The following is a 15,255-nucleotide window of genomic DNA, read 5'->3' as shown; positions in this document are numbered from 1 at the left end:
GCGCGGCCGGGACCGGGACTGGGAAGACATAACTGGAGACATGGTTACCTTGTGGTGTAGTCGTCAAAAAGAACGTTGCCTACACAGGTCACGCGAGAATCGAAAGCGGGTAAGTTTTTTTTGCGCTGGCATCAAAATACATCTTCAGCGCTGCTGGCGCGCTTCCACCTGCACCCAGTAGCGCGTGCGCAGGCGCACGTCTACCGGCAGGGATTCGGGCAGCGACAGCAGCACGGCATCGAGGTCGGCCAGCGGGAAGACGCCGGAGATGCGCAGATGGGCGACCGTGTCGTCGCAGCCCAGCAAGCCGTGGCGGTAGCGGCTCAGTTCATGCAGGAAGTCGCGCAGCGGCATGGCGTCGGCCAGCAGCAGGCCCTGGCGCCAGGCCCAGATGTCGGGCGAGACGGCGTGCGCGGGCAAGACCTGCTGCGCCGTCATGCTGGCGGCCTGGCCCGCCTGGACGAGCAGCTTGTCGTCGCCAAGGCGCGGCAGCAGCCGGACGGCGCCTTCCTCGACGGCGACGACGGTGCTGCCCTCGGCCTGGCGCACCGAGTAGCGCGTGCCCAGCGCCTGCGCATGGCCGTGCGCGGTCTCGACGAGGAAGGGGCGGTAGGGGCGGTCCGTTTCACGGGCGGTGGCGATGAAGACTTCGCCCTGCACCAGTTGCAGCAGGCGCTGCGTGCCCGTGTAGCGGATGTTGACGGCGCTGCCGCTGTTGAGGTGCAGATGGCTGCCGTCCGGCAGGGTCAGTTCGCGGCGCTCGCCCACGCTGGTGGACAGGTCGGCCAGCGCGGCGCGGGCGAAGTCGGGCGCGTAGGGCGAGCGCGCGCCGAACCAGCCCGTGATGCCGATGGTCGATACCCATGCCAGCAGTTGCAGGCTGGTGCGGCGCGAGATTGAGCGCGAACTGGGACCTTGCAGCAGCGCCTTGCGGCTGGCCTGGGCATCGAGTTCGCGCAAGCCGCCGCTGACGCTTTCGATGTGTTTCCACGCGCGCTCATGGTCGGGGTGTGCCTGGCGCCATGCTTGCCAGGCCGTTTTTTCCGCCGGCGTGGCTGCGCCGCTCATCAGGGTGGTCAGCCATTCGGCCGCCTGCATGGCGATGGCCAGGTCGATGGGCTGGCCCTGGGCGTAGACGGTGGCGCCGCGCATGTCAGGGCGCGGCAAAATCAGGCACGGCGAAAAAGCACAGCAGATTGGCCTTGCTCAGGTATTTTTTGACGGAGTGCGTGGTGGTGCCCAGTTCGGCGGCGATCTCGGCGTAGCTCATGCCGTCCAGGTGGGCCAGCAGGAAGGCGGCCTTTGCCTTGGCGGAGAGGCGGTCCAGCGCGCGGTCGATCCGTTGCAGCGATTCGAGCAGGATGGACATCGCTTCCGGCGATGGCGTGCAGGCTTGCGGCTGGTGCAGCAGCGCGTCGAGGTAGGCGCGTTCGAGCTCTTCGCGGCGGCAGTGATTGGCCAGCAGGCGTTTCGCGATGGTGGCGAGGAAAGGGCGCGGCTGCGCGATCCCGGCGCTGCTGCGCGCAACGAAGATCTTGATGAAGGTATCCTGCGCCAGATCGCCGGCCAGTCCCGCATCGTGCAGGCGACGCTTCAGCCAGTGCAGCAGCCACGCGTGGTGCTCGGCATACAGGGCCTGGAAATCGGACGACGGGGAGGGGGCGGACAGCATGCGTGCAGGACGTCTTAATCTAAATGAGAATTGTTCTCATAATAGCGCAGCGGCGCGCGCCAGGCAATCAGGGAAAACGCGGCGTTGTTGAAATGCGACTGCGCGCCCGGGCCGCGTACGGCCGTGGATTTGCGCTGCCGCACGGCAGATGTAAAAGTTTCCTTGGCGCAAGCTTTCATGTGAGAAAATGCGGGCTGTTGATGTGGTGCGGAGCGAAAAATGATGTGGATGGTTGGCGGTGCCCTGGTTCTTCTGGTCGCCAGATTTTTATGGTTGGCCTACTTCCACCGGGTCAACGCGATGTCGCGCCAGGCGGAGTTGATGAACTGGCTGGATATCGGCCGGGTGTCGAATGCCGATGGCGGCAAGGATATCTTGTTGGCGAGAAATGAGCGCGGCGCCAGGATCGACTGGCGCACGGGCGAGGTCTGGCTGATGAATCCCAAGGTGGCCGAGCCGTTTGCCGATTTCCTCGCCGTCGAGCGCTGGCTCACGCTGCGCGACATGCCGACGGCGGACAAGCCTGCGCCCGCCGCGCCTGCGCCTGCGCCCGCACCAGCGGAGCCGGAGCCCGCAGCGGTGCCGGACGCCGGGCCGCTGCGCGATAGCTTGCCGGCCTTCCAGCAAAAGGTCGACGATTGCCTGGCCAAGGCCGAGGGCGGGCAGGAGTTGCTGGAAACCAAGCAGGCGTTCGAGGCGGGCAGCGAGCCTTACCTCGAGGCGTCGACGGCATTGAGCAAGACGGCGCTGGAGCTCGACGTCTCGCCGGCGATGGTGGCCACGTTTCATGTCAGCGCATTTGCCGCGCTGGCGGAAACGGCGGGCGCCGACAAGCTGGAGCGCGTGGCGGCCAGCCTGCATGCGGCGGCCAGGCAGATCAGGGCAAGCGCCGCCACCGCATAAAGGCGGCCAGCAATGAAAAAGCCGCTGATCTTTTGCAAGAATCAGCGGCTTTCCGGTATTGGTTGCGGGGACAGGATTTGAACCTGTGACCTTCGGGTTATGAGCCCGACGAGCTGCCAGACTGCTCCACCCCGCAGGCGAATTATATACGAGTTTGCTGCGTTGCGGGAAGGATCTTTGCCGGGCCTGCCTGGGTACTTACTTTTGCCTGAACACCGTGGACGTACCCTGGCGCGTAAAAGGCGTGCCCATATGCACTTCCGTGCCGCGCAGTTCGTACGGCAGGAAGGTGATCACCGAATACCCATCGCGATGGTCGAGCGCGACGGCGATCGCATCGGACGGTTTGCCGGATGCGGGCAGGGGGACTGTGGCGTCATATACGAGGGCGGTTGTTTTGTAGTCGCCGTCGGCGGCACCTTGCTCGAGGGCTTGCTGTATCTGTTTGATGATGTCGGCCGGCAGTAGTCCAGGCGTGGAGGTGCTTACGGGCATGAGAACGAAGTTGTCGGTCCGCTTCAGGGCCGCGCCGAGCGGAAGGAATTGGCCGCGCCTCTCAAGTTGCAGTTTGGCCAAAGGGATGATGAACTCTTGCAGATATTCCGCATCCCGCTGCGCTTGGGACTGGGCTTGGGCCGTGGCGGAGAAGAGCGCGGTGGCCAGCAGGCAGGTAGTGCGGAATGCTTTCAAGGTGTCGCCCTTGCAAATTAAAAGTGGCAATTTAACATGGCTGACCGGCACGGGGTGGAATAAAAAAAGCCGCTGATCCTTTGCAAGAATCAGCGGCTTTCCGGTATTGGTTGCGGGGACAGGATTTGAACCTGTGACCTTCGGGTTATGAGCCCGACGAGCTGCCAGACTGCTCCACCCCGCAGGCGAATTATAGCGGAGTTTGCTGCAATGCGCAATGACCGGGTGCCGATCCCTGTTCAAGTCCCGTTGTTAGTCCTGTTTTGAGTCCTGCCTCAGGCCGCCGCCAGGCGCCACAGCGACGTGGTTTCCTGCGAGCGGGCCGCGTGCAGGCTGTCGCTGGCGTCCTGTGCGCGCGGGTGCGTGGGTTTCACGTCCAGGCGGTCGACGACTTTCAAGCCCGCCTGGGCTATCCACTCGAGCAATTGCGCGCGCGGGCGCAAGCCCAGGTGCTCGGCCAGGTCGGACAAAATCAGCCAGCCTTCGCCGCCAGGCTCCAGGTGGCCGGCCAGGCCGGCGAGGAAGCCGCGCAGCATGCGGCTGTCCGGATCGTAGACGGCGTATTCGATGGGCGAGCTGGGACGGGCCGGCAGCCAGGGCGGGTTGCACACGACCAGCGGCGCGCGGCCGGCGGGGAACAGGTCGGCCTGCACGACGTCGACCTTGCCCTGCAAGTCGAGGCGCGCCAGGTTTTCGCGCGCGCAGGACAGGGCGCGCGGGTCCTGGTCGGTGGCGACGATGCGTTCGATGCCGCGCTGCGCCAGCACGGCGGCCAGCACGCCCGTGCCGGTGCCGATATCGAAGGCCAGCTTGGCGCGCGCGGGCAGCGGCGCGTCGGCCACCAGGCCCACGTATTCGCCGCGGATCGGCGCGAACACGCCGTAATGCGGGTGGATGCGCTGGCCCAGGGCCGGCAATTCCACGCCCGTGCGGCGCCATTCATGCGCGCCGATCAGGCCCAGCAGCTCGCGCAGCGAGGCGATGAACGGCTCCTCGCCGCGGCCATACGCTTCATTGCAAGCCAGTTTCACGTCCGGCGCGCGGCGCAGCGGAATCGTGTAATCGGCATCGAAGGGCAGCAGCAGCATGGCCAGCGTGCGGGCGCGCTGCGACTGGGCCTGGCGGTGCAGGTGGAATGCTTCCGTGGCGGACGGCTCGGGCTTGGCCAGCTTGGCGGCCTTGGCCTTCTTGCCGGGCTTGTCGTTCTTGTGGTCGGCGCGTCGCGCCAGCGCCTGCAGCAGCTGGCGCGCATTCTGGAAGTCGCCGCGCCACAGCATGGCCGTGCCTTCGCAGGCCAGGCGGTAAGCCTGGTCGGCCGTCGTGCGGTCGTCGGCGATGACGAGGCGCTTGGGCGGCGGCATGCCGCTTTCCGAGCGCCAGCGGGCCGAATGCTCGGCGCCGTTTTCGCTCCAGTGGATCTGCGGATGGGCGGTATTTGAAGAAGTGTCGGACATGGGTTTCAATCGAAAGAAGGTGGGCGCGCGGCATGGTCGCCTGCGCAGGCCGTCTTCTATTATACGTCGCTGCCCGTGCTGCCTGGACCGTCCGTGCCATATGCCTGGGCCAGCGCGCGGGCGCGCGCCTGCGCTTCGGGCGTGGCCTCTGCCGTTTTCTTGCCGGCGTCGGCCGGCTTGTCCGGCTGTACCAGATTGAGCAAACGCAAGCTCAGGCTGCCTGCCGGGTCGCCAGCACTGCCGCTGACGCCGTCTGCGTCGCGCTTGCCATGGTAGACCTGGCTTTGCAGCTGCTGGCCCAGCAGCTTGAACAGGTCGCGCAGATTGCCGGCGAAGTCCGTGGCGGGCAGCTCTCTGGCGGGCAGGTCCGCTTCATCGGCGGCAGCGTCCGGCTGCGGCGCATCGGGACCGTGCGTTTGCTCAAGCAAGCCGGCACTGATCGTCGATTGGTATTGCACTTCCACTTCGAAATCGAAGGTCTGGCCGTCGGCCGTGGTGATCTTGCCCTTGCCGATGAAGTGGGCGCTTTCATCGAGGCTGAAGGCGGCCATGCGGCTGCCGGTGCCCGAGACGCTGCCACTGCCGAAGCTGGCTCCGGCCTGCAGGTCGACCTTGTCGAAGGCGATGCTGGCGCCGTCGCCGAACAGCTGGCGCGTCATGGTGGAGAGGAAGTCCTGCGCCACGTCGACGGTGGCGTGGCCCAGCGCGTCCGTGCGCTGCTCCAGCCCCCTGGCCGACAGGTCCAGGCCGTTTTTCGACAGCGCCACCACGTCCTGCGCCGTACGCTGCATCAGTGGCGAGGCCGCCAGGCCGGTCTGGCTGGCGCCGGATTTTTGGGAGGCGGGTCCCGCCAGGGCGTTGGCGGCAGGCTGGCGCGAGCCGGCAATGAGGGCGGGAAGCTGGGACATGGTGACATTCTTGAATGGGCAAGTACCCGATTAACGGCAACCATGGCCCATTCTTTAACCATTAGTGGTGGTGCGACCAGCTACCGTCCGCCGATTCCAGGTAGGACTTGACGGCATCGGCCTGGCCCGTGGCGTGGCGCTTGAGCTCGCCGCAGGCGCATATGCCCTGGTAGGGCTGGATATGCGAGCAGGCGGAGACTTTTTGCAGGTAGACCTGCATGGATTTGTGACATTTGACGCACTTGAAGGTGAGGCTGCGGGCGGCTTTCATGGGATTCCTTGAACTGTTGCGGGGCGTAGGCGGTTGCTGCGCGAAGGCCGGGATTTTAACCCACTCCGCGCCTGCTTACATACTGTTGCAACTGCGCCACGCCCAAGTCAACTGAATCCGCGCCATGACGTTGAACGTATATAGGAGGTCGTCTGGCCGCCATTGAAGAGGTAGCATCATGGAAAAGCGTGACAAGGAACAGCCGAAGCAACCTGGCAAGGAATTGGTCAGGAAATGGTTGCAAGCGGAACTGGCGCAGCGCCGTCCGCCGCCTGACCCCGAGCAGATCCGCCGCGAACTGGGCTGGGAACTGCTGAGGCTGGGAAGGGAGGCCGTGCCGCGCTGACGTCCCGCCCTTGCCGCCTCGCTGGTGCGCCGCTAGCGCACCGTCACCACGCTCTTGCCGCCGGAACCGGGCTGCACGAGGATGCGGGTGGCGATGCGCTCCGTCATTTCCTGCACGTGCGAGATGACGCCCACCTTGCGTCCCATCGCCTGCAAGCCGTCGAGCGCATCCATGGCCACGCGCAGGGTTTCCGTGTCCAGGCTGCCGAAGCCTTCGTCGATGAACAGCGACTCCACGCGCACGCGGTTCGAGGACAGCGAGGCCAGCCCCAGCGCCAGGGCCAGCGAAACGAGGAACGATTCGCCGCCCGACAGCGAGTGCACGGAGCGCAGCTCGCCGCCCATGTCCTGGTCGCGCACCATCAGGCCCAGCGACGGATTGTTCGGATTGTCGATGCGTTCGAGCTGGTAGCGGCGCGCCAGGTGGTTCAAATGCGCATTCGCATAGCCGAGCAGCACTTCCAGCGTGAATTGCTGCGCGTAGTTGCGGAATTTCTTGCCGTCAGCCGAGCCGATCAGCTCACTCAGGCTGGCCCAGCGTCGCTCGATGAGGGCTTGCGCCTCGATTTGCGCCAGCATCGCCTGCGCGCCGTGGCGCCTGGCGTCGTCCTGCGCGATGGCCAGGCGCAGGCGCGTCGCTTCCTGGTTCGCCGCCTGGCGTTCGGCGCCCAGCGCGTCGAGCGCGGCCTGCAGCACGGCCTCGTCCGTTTCCAGCGCTTCCGGCGGCCGCTCCAGGTGGTCCGTATGCCGCTGCCGGCGTTCGGCCAGCACGGAGGCGGCCGTCGTGTGGCGGTCGGCGATGACTTGCAGGGCGGCCCGTTCCAAGCGCATGGCTTCCGGCGCGACGTCCAGGTGCGCGCGCAGGCCGGCCAGATCGGCGGGCGCATGGGCCGGATGGGCAAGCTGGAACTGGCGCAGCCAGTGCTCCAGCGCTGCCGCCGCGTCGTGGCCTTGCCGGCGCAAGGCGTCCAGGCGCAGCGCCGTTTGCGTGCATGCCTCGTCGAGACGCGCGCGCGCCTGGCTGGCCGCTTGCGCCGCCGCCTGCCGTTGCGCCAGCTGATCTTTGGCCAGCGCGATGGCGCCGGCCAGCGCGCGCTCCACGTCAGCCACGGGCTGGCCATCCCACAGCGCCGCGCGTTGCGTGTGCAGCACCTTCAGCTGTGCGTCCAGGGCGGCAAATGCCGTGTGCGCCGCCAGTGCCAGCTGCGCCGTCGTATGCGCGGCCGCGCCGGCCGCCTCCAGCTGCGCGGCCAGGGTCGCCAGCGCGTGGCTGCGGCTATCCTGCTCCGCGTGCTGCTTCAGCCATTGCCGGCTTTCCGTTTCGCGCGCCGCGCGGAAGGCGGCAGGGCCAGCGCGCCAGCCATCTTTCCAGTCTTCGGCGCCATCCGTGTCGGCAAAGGCCCCATCGAGCTGCGCCAGCAAGCCATCGAGTGCGCTGCGCGACGCCTCTGCCTTGTCCTGGCTGGCCGCCTGCTGCGCCTGCAACTGCGCCAGCCGCGTCTGCGTTTCGGCGGCGGCAGCCGTCAGGCGCGCGTGTTCGGCGCCGGCCAGTTCGTGCGCCGCCTGCGCCTGCTCGCGCCGCGCGCTGGCCTGGCGCAGTGCCGCCTCCTGCTGCGCCAACGCCTGCAAGCCGGCCGCGGTGGCCGCCAGCTGCTGCGTGAACCAGTCCGCGCGCTGGGATTCCGGCGGCAGCTGCAGGGTGGCCGCATGCGGCTGCCACTGCGCGTCCAGGGCGGCGATGGCGGGCGGCAGCGATGCCAGTTCGGCATCCGTTTGCGCCTGCTCGCGCGCAGTCGTGGCCAGTGCCGCCCTGTGCGTGGCCAGCTGTTCCAGATTGCCGCGCGCCTGCGTGCGGCAGGCCAGCACTTCATCCTGCAAGCTGGCCAGCATTGCCTGCAAGGCGTCGTCGGCGTGGGTGTACGGGTGTTCGAGCGCGCCGCAGACGGGGCAGGGCTGGTCGTCCTGCAAGGTGGCGCGCAACTGCTCGACGCTGGCCGCGCATGCCGCTTCCGCGCCTTTCAAGGACTTTTCCGCCTGCGCCAGGCCCGCTTCCAGCAGCGCTGTTTGTGCTGCTGCCGCGGCCAGCGCCGCGTTTTCCGCCTGCGCGGCCTGCGCCAGCTGGGCGGCCCGCGCCTGTCCGTGCGCCAGCGCCTGCTGCTGGCGCGCCAGCTCCGTCCACGTCTTTTCCGCCGCATTCAACTGGCGCGCATGCTCTTCCAGCTGGCCGCGCTGTTCCTGCAGCAGCTGTGCGTCGATGGCTTGCACGGCGCCAGCCGCTTCGCGCCGCTCCGCATCGCGCGCGGCCAGCGCCAGGGCGGCAGCGACCAGCGCGGCCTGCTCTTCGCGCGCCGCGCCGCCGGCGTGCCGCAGCAGTTGCGCCGCCTGCGCCACCGCCGCATCGGCTGCATCGGCTTGCGCGGCGGCCTGGCCGGCCTGCGCGAACAACTGATCCGACAATTGCCACGACGCGGCCAGCGCCTGCCAGTGCTGGTGCGATGCCAGCCACAGGCGGCCCGTTTCCTGCTCCGCCTGCATGGCCTGCTGGCGCTGCTGCAGTGCCTGCAGTGCGCTGCGCGCCGAGTCGTTGGCCTGATCGGCCGCCTGCGCCCCGTCCCTGGCCTGGCGGTGCGCGGGCACGTGGGCGCCGATGCGGGCATCGAGCGCCTTCGCCTGGTCCAGCAGGGGCGCCGCATCGCGCTGCGCCGTTTCGTGCGCCAGCAAGGCTGCTGCCGCAAGCTGCGCGCTGGCGGCCAGTTGCGCTTCGGTCGCCGCCGCTTGCGCCGTCTGCACGCGCGCCGCTTCCAGCGCGGCACCGGTGCCGGCGATGTCGTTCGCCAGCCGCGTCACGTCGTCGGCCAGGGGGCGCGCCGGCTGCAGCAACTCCCATTGCGCCAGCGCCGCGTGGCGCGGCTGCGCATCGGCCCTCTCGGCGGCGGCGCTATCGAACGCTTCTTGCGCCGCCGTCGCCTGGCCTTGCAGCTTGTGCTTTTCCTGGTGCCAGCGCTGCTGCAGTTCCAGCACCGCCTTGCGCAGGTCGACGTGTTGCAGCGTGGTTTCGGCCGCGCCGCACAGCACCTCGGTGTCGGCCCGTTCTTCCGGTGACAGGGGGCGCTGGTCGGCCAGTTTGTCGCCCAGGCGTTCGAGGACCTGCTTTTCCTTCTTCGCCCGTTCGAAGGCGCGCATGGAAATGTCGGTATAGATGCTGCTGCCCGTCAGGGTTTCCAGCAGCTCGCCGCGTTCATTGTCTTCCGTCTTGAGGAAGGTGGAAAACTCGTTTTGCGCCAGCAGCACGGCGCGCGTAAACTGGTCGAACGAGAGGCCGATGCGCTGCTCGATTTCTTCCTTGACTTCCGTCTTGGTGCCGCCGATGGGCTGAAGCGCGGGCAGCTGGTGCAAGCTCATGGCGGTGGCTTGCAGCGCGCCTTCGGCGCGGGTGCGCGAGCGGCGCACGCTCCAGCGCGCGCGATAGTGACCGCCGTCGTTGCCGACGAAATCGACCTGTGCATAGCCTTCCGGCGTGCCGCGGCGCAGCAGGGTGCGCGTGTCCTGGGCGTTGACGGTTTCCTTGCCGACGTCGGGCAGGGCGCTGCCCCGTCCCAGCACCTTCAGCAGGCGCGGCGTGGCGTCGTACAGGGCCAGGCACAGGGCGTCGAGCAGGGTGCTCTTGCCCGCGCCCGTGGGGCCGCTGATGGCAAACAGGCCGGCGGACGCCAGCGGCTCCTGCTGGAAGTCGACTTCAAATTCGCCGGCCAGCGAGGCCAGGTTCTTGCCGCTGATTTTGAGGATTTTCATGCTGGTCTTTATGCTGGTGCAGTCGCCGCGCTGGTGCGCTTACAGATCTTTTTTCGCCCTGGCTTCTTCGGCTGCGCGCTTTTCATCGGACGCCGCCTTGATGGCGGCCTCGCGCCTGGCTTCAAGCCCGGCATCGACCAGCGTCAATTTGGTGGTGTAGAACAGGGCTCTCGCGGACCATAATTTATTGATCATCTGCGTGTCAGACGGAGAGATGGAATGTATGCGCAATATTTGATCGGCATGGTACACAATGCAGTTTTCATCGGAGATTCTCAAGTTGTCGAGCGCGGGGAGGCGGCGGAATGCATGGTTGCAGCTGAAAGTGACGGGATGGCCTTCCTCTTTGCTGTATTTCTCTTCCAGTTCGCTTTTGAGCGGGTAGAGGTCCGACCCTTCCAGCAAGACAGTGATGGCGGTAATGGTACCGTCAGCCAGCTGCTCGGTCGTGACGACGCGCGGTTTGCCGAAATAGCTCCATTTACCCAGATAGCCATCCGCCACCGATTTCCCCGCCTTGATGCCAGTGCTCAGGTCCTTGAGCATGATGGGTTTCGACAGTTGCGACGCTGCTGTCTTTTCGGCCGGCATCGGGGGCGGGTACTCGGCGCTTGGGCCGCAACCGGCAAGCGATATGAGCAACGAAACGCCCAGCAGGGGGAAATGACGGATTTTCTTCATAAAGCCTTTCAAGTGGTACCGTAGGAGAATGGATGGTTGGCGCAATGCCCCTGGGCGTCAAGCGCCGGGCAGCAGCAGTTCGGCCAGGGCCGAGAGGAGTTCGGGCGGTGCTTCCTTGGCGTATTTTTGCTGGTACAGGCGGCGGAAGATGTCGTCGGGCTGCAGCTGGCCCAGCTGGTCGAGGGTCATGCTTTCCGGCGCGCTGCTGCGCGCGGCGCTCGACGTTTCGATCTTTGCCAGGCGCACGCTCTTGCCGTCGAGGGCCGTCTCGATGCGCGTGCGCAGGCCCGGCTCGGGCGCGTCCAGGCGCACGCGCACTTCGAGAAACGGTTGCGCTTCCGGTGGCGCGGCGGGCACGTCGAGGGCGGCCAGCTGCGCCAGCACCTCGTCTAGCGGCGCCGGCGTGGCAGGCACGCGCAGCAGGGGCACGGCGCGCGGCACGTCGATGGCGCGCACGGACTGCAGCTGTTCGCCGTCGACGTCGAGGCACAGTACTTGATGCCGGTAGTTGACTTCCGCGAAGGAGAGCGGGATCGGGCTGCCGCAATAGCGGATATGCGCCTGCCCGCCCACGGCTTGCGCCTTGTGCAGGTGGCCCAGCGCCGCATACGCGATGGAGGCGTCGAAGATCCCCGACGGCAGCATCTCGGTGCCGCCGATGACGATGCGGCGTTCGGAGTCGTTCGACATTTCGCCGCCCACCATGTGGCAATGGCCCATGGCGATGAGGGCTTGTCCGGGCTGGCGGCGCGCCAGCGCCAGGTCCGCCAGCTGGCGGTACAGCAGGGCGATGCCGCCCAGATAGGCGTCCTGGGAGTCGCCGGCCGGCAGTTTCGGCACGTCGCCGGGGCGCAGGAAGGGCACGGCCAGGCACCAGGCCTGCACCTTGCCATCGCTGTCGGCGAGCGGCAGCAACAGGCGTTCCAGGTCGATCTCGCCATTTTCGTCGCGCAGCAGGTGGCCGATCACGTGCGTGCCATGCGCGGCCAGCAAGGGGGAGGGCGCTTCCAGCCGTCCCGCCGAATCGTGGTTGCCGGCGACGACGACCAGCTGCAGCGCGGGCAGCCGCGCGCGCGCCTGCTGCAGGAACACGTACAGCTGCTTTTGCGAGGCGGCCGACGGGTTGGCGTTGTCGAACACGTCGCCGGCCACCAGCAGCACGTCGACCCGTTCGGCCACGAGGGTGTCGAGCAGCCAGTCGAGGAAGCGCTGGTGTTCGTAGCCCCGCTCGTGGTTATGCAGGGTCTGGCCCAGATGCCAGTCGGAGGTGTGCAGCAGGCGCATGGTGGGGCGATGGTAGGGAAGACAGGCGCCAATATAGCAGGAATGGCGCTCTGCGCAGGGCTGTTTATCCGTCCACCGTCGTACCGGCCCGGTACGTATTCCTGCCATCCTGCTTGGCTTGATATAAAAGCACGTCGGCCCGCTGCAGCAGCACGGCGGGGCTGATGTCTTCGTCGCGGTAGTAGGCCAGGCCGATGCTGGCCGAAATGCGCACGGTGATGCCATCGAGTTCGAACGGCTGCTGCATGGCGGCGACGATTTTCTCGGCCAGCAAGGCGGCGTCGTCGGGCCTGGCGATCTGCTCCATGATGATGGTGAATTCGTCGCCGCCCAGGCGGGCGACGATGTCGGTGACGCGCATGGTCTGCGTCAGGCGCTGGGCGAAGGCGCGCAGCAGCGCGTCGCCGGTGCCGTGGCCATGCGTGTCGTTGACGGGCTTGAAGCGGTCGATATCCATGTACATGACGGCCATCAGATGCCGCTGCTGGCGGCTGGCGTGCATGGCGTCGCTGAGTTTTTGCTGGAAGCCGGCGCGGTTGGACAGTCCGGTCAGTGCATCGACCTGGGCCAGCTTCAGCAGGCGCTGTTTTTCGCGCTTTTGCACGGTGATATCCTGGCGCATCACGTGAAAGCCCGCCACCTGCAGATGGTCTTCGCCGATCTGCGGAATGTAGATCACTTCCATGCAGCGCTCGATGCCTTCCTTCAGGTCTTCTTCCTCGAAGCTCAAGGTCTCGCCCGCCAGCACGCGCGCGATGTACGGCGCCACGGTGCCGTAGCGCGCCGCGCCCACCGTCTCGAGCACGCTCTTGCCCAGCACCTGCTGGCCCGTCAGGCCGAATTCGCGTTCGTAGGCGATGTTCAGGAAGCGGTAGACCTGGTCGGCGTCGATGTAGGCGATCATGGCCGGCAGGGTGTCGGCGATGGTGCGCAGGCGCGCCTCGCTTTCCAGCAGCGCCACTTCCGATTCGCGCAAGGTGGTGATGTCGTCCAGGCTGCCCACATAGCCTTCGATGCGGTCGTCGATGAGGATGGGAGCGATCTTCACGGAGACCCAGACCAGCTTGCCGTCGCGGTGCAGGCAGCGCAGGGTGGACTGGAACGGCGCATGGCTGCGCGTGAGCTGTTCGAGGGCCACGTGCATCAGCGGGTAGTCGTCCGGGTGCAGGGCGCTGGTCCAGCCGGCCCCCAGTGCGGCCGCGCGCGGCAGGCCGGTGATCGCTTCGAAGGTGCGGTTGGCGTAGGTGCAGCGGCGCTGGCGGTCCAGGCGCACCAGTCCCAGCGGAGACGCATCCGTGACGGCGGCCAGTTCGGCCTGCTTCTGGCGCAGTTCGAGTTCCTGCTGGCGGCGCTGCGAAATGTCTTCGGCGATGCACAGGATATGCTCGATCTGCTGGCGCTCGTCGAAGACGGGCACGGACACGGCATGCAGGTAGCGCAGGCTGCCATCGGCCAGGCGCAGCGGCTTTTCGGTGTGGTCGATGACGCCGCGTTCGGCCAGGATGGCGCGGTCGTCCTCGGCGTCATGCAGGCCGAAGTCGGGCGGGAAGGCTGCGCAGTCGGTCTTGCCGATGACGGCGCCCGCCAGGATGCCCGTGATGTCTTCGGCGGCCTTGTTCCACACTTCCATCTGGCCGAAATTCTCGGGCCGCGCGCTTTTCACGTACACCAGCACCGGCAAGTGATCGATCAGTGATTGCAGGAAGCTGCGGTTGTCCTGCAGGGCCAGTTCGTCGTGCTTGCGCGCGCTGATGTCGCGCGAGGTGACGGCCACGCCATCGCTGATCGGCACGACCTGGTGGCGCAGCCAGCGCGTGCCGCCCGAGGCCAGTTTCAGCTCGAATTCGTCCTCCAGCGGCTGCCCTGTCTCCATCACCAGCACGAAGCGCTTGAAGAAGCGCTCGCCGCGCAGCAGCGGCACCTGGGCCAGCACGCGCTGGCCCAGCAGCTCGGAGCGGCGCTTGCCCAGCATGTCGGCGGCGCGCTCGTTGATGTCGGCGAAAATGAAGTCTTCCACCGGCTTGCCCGGGGCGGGGCGCCAGGCTTTCAGCAGCAGCACGGCATCCAGGCTGCCCTGGTGCGCCGCGCGCAGCAGCGCCTGCGCTTCCTTCTGCTGGCGGATGCTGCGGCGCAGGCGCGCGCTCTGGCGCGTCAGCAGGGCGGTAAAGCCGGCGATCAGCAGGCTGGCGGCGATCAGCGCGCCGAAATACACGTGGCGGCGGTGTTCGAAGCGGGCCAGGGCGACGGCGCGGCTCACGCCGACCACGGCCAGCAGCGGGTAGCGCGGCAGCTCGCGGTAGCTGTAGAGGCGCGCGGTGGCGTCGACGGGCGGTTCGATCACCAGTTCTTCGGCGGCGTGCTGCGGCGGGCCGGGCATGCGGAAGTCGATGCGGTCGCTGAGGATCAGCTGTTCGCCGATGCGTCCCACCGTCAGGCCGCTGTCGCGCGCCACCAGCATCAGCACGCCGTTTTCGTCGAGGTCCAGGCGGTCGTAGTCGTCGACGAAATACGTGGGGTCGACGAGGATGATGATGGCGCCGGCGAAGTTGCCCTTGCCATCGTTCAGGCGGCGCGCCAGGCGGATGGCCCAGTGCTTGCTCTCCGCGTCGAGCATGGGCGTGTCGACCAGGGCCGTGTCGGCCGGGTTGCTGGCCAGCGTACGGAAGAAGGCCTGGCGGGCCAGGTTCTCCGGCAGGTAGGCGTTGGCGCTGTCGATCACGTTGCCATGCGCGTCGACGAGGGCGATCGGCAGCTCGAGCTTCGATGGCAGCACGCTGTCGAGCAGTCCCTGGCGGCGCGTGAATTCATTCAGGCGCAGGGCGCCATCCGATTCCTCGTATTTGAGTTTGAACAATTGCGTCGCGTGGTCGGTCTGGCGCAGGATGAAGCCGGTATGGTCGGCCAGCGTGCGCGCCAGCGACTGGCTGCCGGCCACCGCATCGCGCACGGCGCTGGCGCGCTCCTGGCCCACCTGGTAGATGACGGCGCCCCATATCACGAGCAGCAACAGCAGCGCGAACAGGGGCACCAGGCTGAAGCGGTACAGGCGGCGGGCAAGGCGTTGCAGGGGTCTCGTTATCGATATCACGGGCGCTTGCAGGCAAGTGTCATGGAAAGGGGCCGGGAGGCGTGGCGCGCATGATAGCCGAAATCGGCCGCCCTGCGCGGAACCCGTTGCCGTCACTCCCGTCGTCTGTTCGTGGTCTGTCGCTGGTCTTATTTTGCGTTAAATCAAGTAGCTGTGGCGCCGCACAT

13 protein-coding genes and 2 tRNA genes are annotated in these 15,255 nt (G+C 67.1%); 2 read left to right on the top strand and 13 right to left on the bottom strand.

Annotated features, from left to right (window positions below):
* Nucleotides 1–144: 144 nt before the first annotated feature.
* From YQ44_RS17245 to YQ44_RS29060, 3 genes are read right to left on the bottom strand one after another with little or no spacing between them, the layout of a single operon-like run.
* Nucleotides 145–1,152: a FecR domain-containing protein gene (locus YQ44_RS17245; protein ID WP_071324436.1), complete on the bottom strand. Its 1,008-nt coding sequence runs from the start codon at nt 1,150–1,152 to the stop codon at nt 145–147.
* Nucleotide 1,153: 1 nt separating this feature from the next.
* On the bottom strand, nt 1,154–1,672 hold the full coding sequence (locus tag YQ44_RS17240) for a sigma-70 family RNA polymerase sigma factor (RefSeq protein WP_071324435.1): 519 nt from the start codon (nt 1,670–1,672) through the stop codon (nt 1,154–1,156).
* Between the two features lie 14 nt (nt 1,673–1,686).
* The gene (locus YQ44_RS29060) at nt 1,687–1,851 is read right to left on the bottom strand and encodes a hypothetical protein (protein WP_156894890.1); all 165 of its coding nucleotides are present in this window, start codon (nt 1,849–1,851) and stop codon (nt 1,687–1,689) included.
* 142 nt (nt 1,852–1,993) lie between these two features.
* Between YQ44_RS29060 and YQ44_RS29360 the strand changes: the two genes are divergently transcribed.
* Nucleotides 1,994–2,575 (top strand): hypothetical protein, encoded by a 582-nt coding sequence (locus tag YQ44_RS29360; protein WP_198043743.1) that lies wholly within the window; start codon nt 1,994–1,996, stop codon nt 2,573–2,575.
* 59 nt (nt 2,576–2,634) lie between these two features.
* Here YQ44_RS29360 and YQ44_RS17230 read toward each other — a convergent pair.
* From YQ44_RS17230 to YQ44_RS17205, 6 genes are all read right to left on the bottom strand, one after another.
* A tRNA-Met gene (locus YQ44_RS17230) sits at nt 2,635–2,711 on the bottom strand.
* Nucleotides 2,712–2,773: 62 nt separating this feature from the next.
* A complete protein-coding gene (locus tag YQ44_RS17225; RefSeq protein WP_071324433.1) occupies nt 2,774–3,265 on the bottom strand; it encodes a hypothetical protein in 492 nt (163 codons plus the stop codon).
* Between the two features lie 107 nt (nt 3,266–3,372).
* Nucleotides 3,373–3,449 (bottom strand) — tRNA-Met (locus tag YQ44_RS17220).
* A 91-nt stretch (nt 3,450–3,540) separates the two neighbouring features.
* The gene (locus YQ44_RS17215) at nt 3,541–4,719 is read right to left on the bottom strand and encodes a methyltransferase (protein ID WP_071324432.1); all 1,179 of its coding nucleotides are present in this window, start codon (nt 4,717–4,719) and stop codon (nt 3,541–3,543) included.
* Between the two features lie 59 nt (nt 4,720–4,778).
* The gene (locus tag YQ44_RS17210; RefSeq protein WP_071324431.1) at nt 4,779–5,627 is read right to left on the bottom strand and encodes a hypothetical protein; all 849 of its coding nucleotides are present in this window, start codon (nt 5,625–5,627) and stop codon (nt 4,779–4,781) included.
* 61 nt (nt 5,628–5,688) lie between these two features.
* Nucleotides 5,689–5,898, bottom strand: coding sequence for a hypothetical protein (locus YQ44_RS17205; protein ID WP_034755039.1), 210 nt, complete (start codon nt 5,896–5,898; stop codon nt 5,689–5,691).
* A 178-nt stretch (nt 5,899–6,076) separates the two neighbouring features.
* Between YQ44_RS17205 and YQ44_RS29355 the strand changes: the two genes are divergently transcribed.
* Nucleotides 6,077–6,244, top strand: a complete 168-nt coding sequence (locus tag YQ44_RS29355; protein WP_198043741.1) for a hypothetical protein — start codon at nt 6,077–6,079, stop codon at nt 6,242–6,244.
* Between the two features lie 32 nt (nt 6,245–6,276).
* Here the strand turns inward: YQ44_RS29355 and YQ44_RS17200 are convergent, their stop codons facing one another.
* The 4 genes from YQ44_RS17200 to YQ44_RS17185 all read right to left on the bottom strand — a co-directional run bounded on the left by YQ44_RS17200 (nt 6,277) and on the right by YQ44_RS17185 (nt 15,088).
* On the bottom strand, nt 6,277–10,035 hold the full coding sequence (locus tag YQ44_RS17200; protein ID WP_071324430.1) for an AAA family ATPase: 3,759 nt from the start codon (nt 10,033–10,035) through the stop codon (nt 6,277–6,279).
* 39 nt (nt 10,036–10,074) lie between these two features.
* Nucleotides 10,075–10,716 (bottom strand): hypothetical protein, encoded by a 642-nt coding sequence (locus YQ44_RS17195; protein ID WP_071324429.1) that lies wholly within the window; start codon nt 10,714–10,716, stop codon nt 10,075–10,077.
* 57 nt (nt 10,717–10,773) lie between these two features.
* Nucleotides 10,774–12,000, bottom strand: a complete 1,227-nt coding sequence (locus YQ44_RS17190; RefSeq protein ID WP_071324428.1) for an exonuclease SbcCD subunit D C-terminal domain-containing protein — start codon at nt 11,998–12,000, stop codon at nt 10,774–10,776.
* A gap of 64 nt (nt 12,001–12,064) precedes the next feature.
* The gene (locus YQ44_RS17185) at nt 12,065–15,088 is read right to left on the bottom strand and encodes a PAS domain-containing protein (RefSeq protein ID WP_232250928.1); all 3,024 of its coding nucleotides are present in this window, start codon (nt 15,086–15,088) and stop codon (nt 12,065–12,067) included.
* Nucleotides 15,089–15,255: the final 167 nt, after the last annotated feature.

The organism is Janthinobacterium sp. 1_2014MBL_MicDiv, from assembly GCF_001865675.1.
Classification (GTDB): domain Bacteria; phylum Pseudomonadota; class Gammaproteobacteria; order Burkholderiales; family Burkholderiaceae_D; genus Janthinobacterium.
The sequence above is the reverse complement of the archived record's forward strand: the minus strand, read 5'-3'. Positions and strand labels throughout refer to the sequence as shown.

What these genes read in the sequence shown, in the direction of transcription:
- YQ44_RS17245 (WP_071324436.1), bottom strand. Translation starts at nt 1,152, where the DNA reads ATGCGCGGCGCCACCGTCTACGCCCAGGGCCAGCCCATCGACCTGGCC.
- YQ44_RS17240 (WP_071324435.1), bottom strand. Translation starts at nt 1,672, where the DNA reads ATGCTGTCCGCCCCCTCCCCGTCGTCCGATTTCCAGGCCCTGTATGCC.
- YQ44_RS29060 (WP_156894890.1), bottom strand. Translation starts at nt 1,851, where the DNA reads ATGAAAGCTTGCGCCAAGGAAACTTTTACATCTGCCGTGCGGCAGCGC.
- YQ44_RS29360 (WP_198043743.1), top strand. Translation starts at nt 1,994, where the DNA reads ATGAACTGGCTGGATATCGGCCGGGTGTCGAATGCCGATGGCGGCAAG.
- YQ44_RS17215 (WP_071324432.1), bottom strand. Translation starts at nt 4,719, where the DNA reads ATGTCCGACACTTCTTCAAATACCGCCCATCCGCAGATCCACTGGAGC.
- YQ44_RS17210 (WP_071324431.1), bottom strand. Translation starts at nt 5,627, where the DNA reads ATGTCCCAGCTTCCCGCCCTCATTGCCGGCTCGCGCCAGCCTGCCGCC.
- YQ44_RS17205 (WP_034755039.1), bottom strand. Translation starts at nt 5,898, where the DNA reads ATGAAAGCCGCCCGCAGCCTCACCTTCAAGTGCGTCAAATGTCACAAA.
- YQ44_RS29355 (WP_198043741.1), top strand. Translation starts at nt 6,077, where the DNA reads ATGGAAAAGCGTGACAAGGAACAGCCGAAGCAACCTGGCAAGGAATTG.
- YQ44_RS17200 (WP_071324430.1), bottom strand. Translation starts at nt 10,035, where the DNA reads ATGAAAATCCTCAAAATCAGCGGCAAGAACCTGGCCTCGCTGGCCGGC.
- YQ44_RS17195 (WP_071324429.1), bottom strand. Translation starts at nt 10,716, where the DNA reads ATGAAGAAAATCCGTCATTTCCCCCTGCTGGGCGTTTCGTTGCTCATA.
- YQ44_RS17190 (WP_071324428.1), bottom strand. Translation starts at nt 12,000, where the DNA reads ATGCGCCTGCTGCACACCTCCGACTGGCATCTGGGCCAGACCCTGCAT.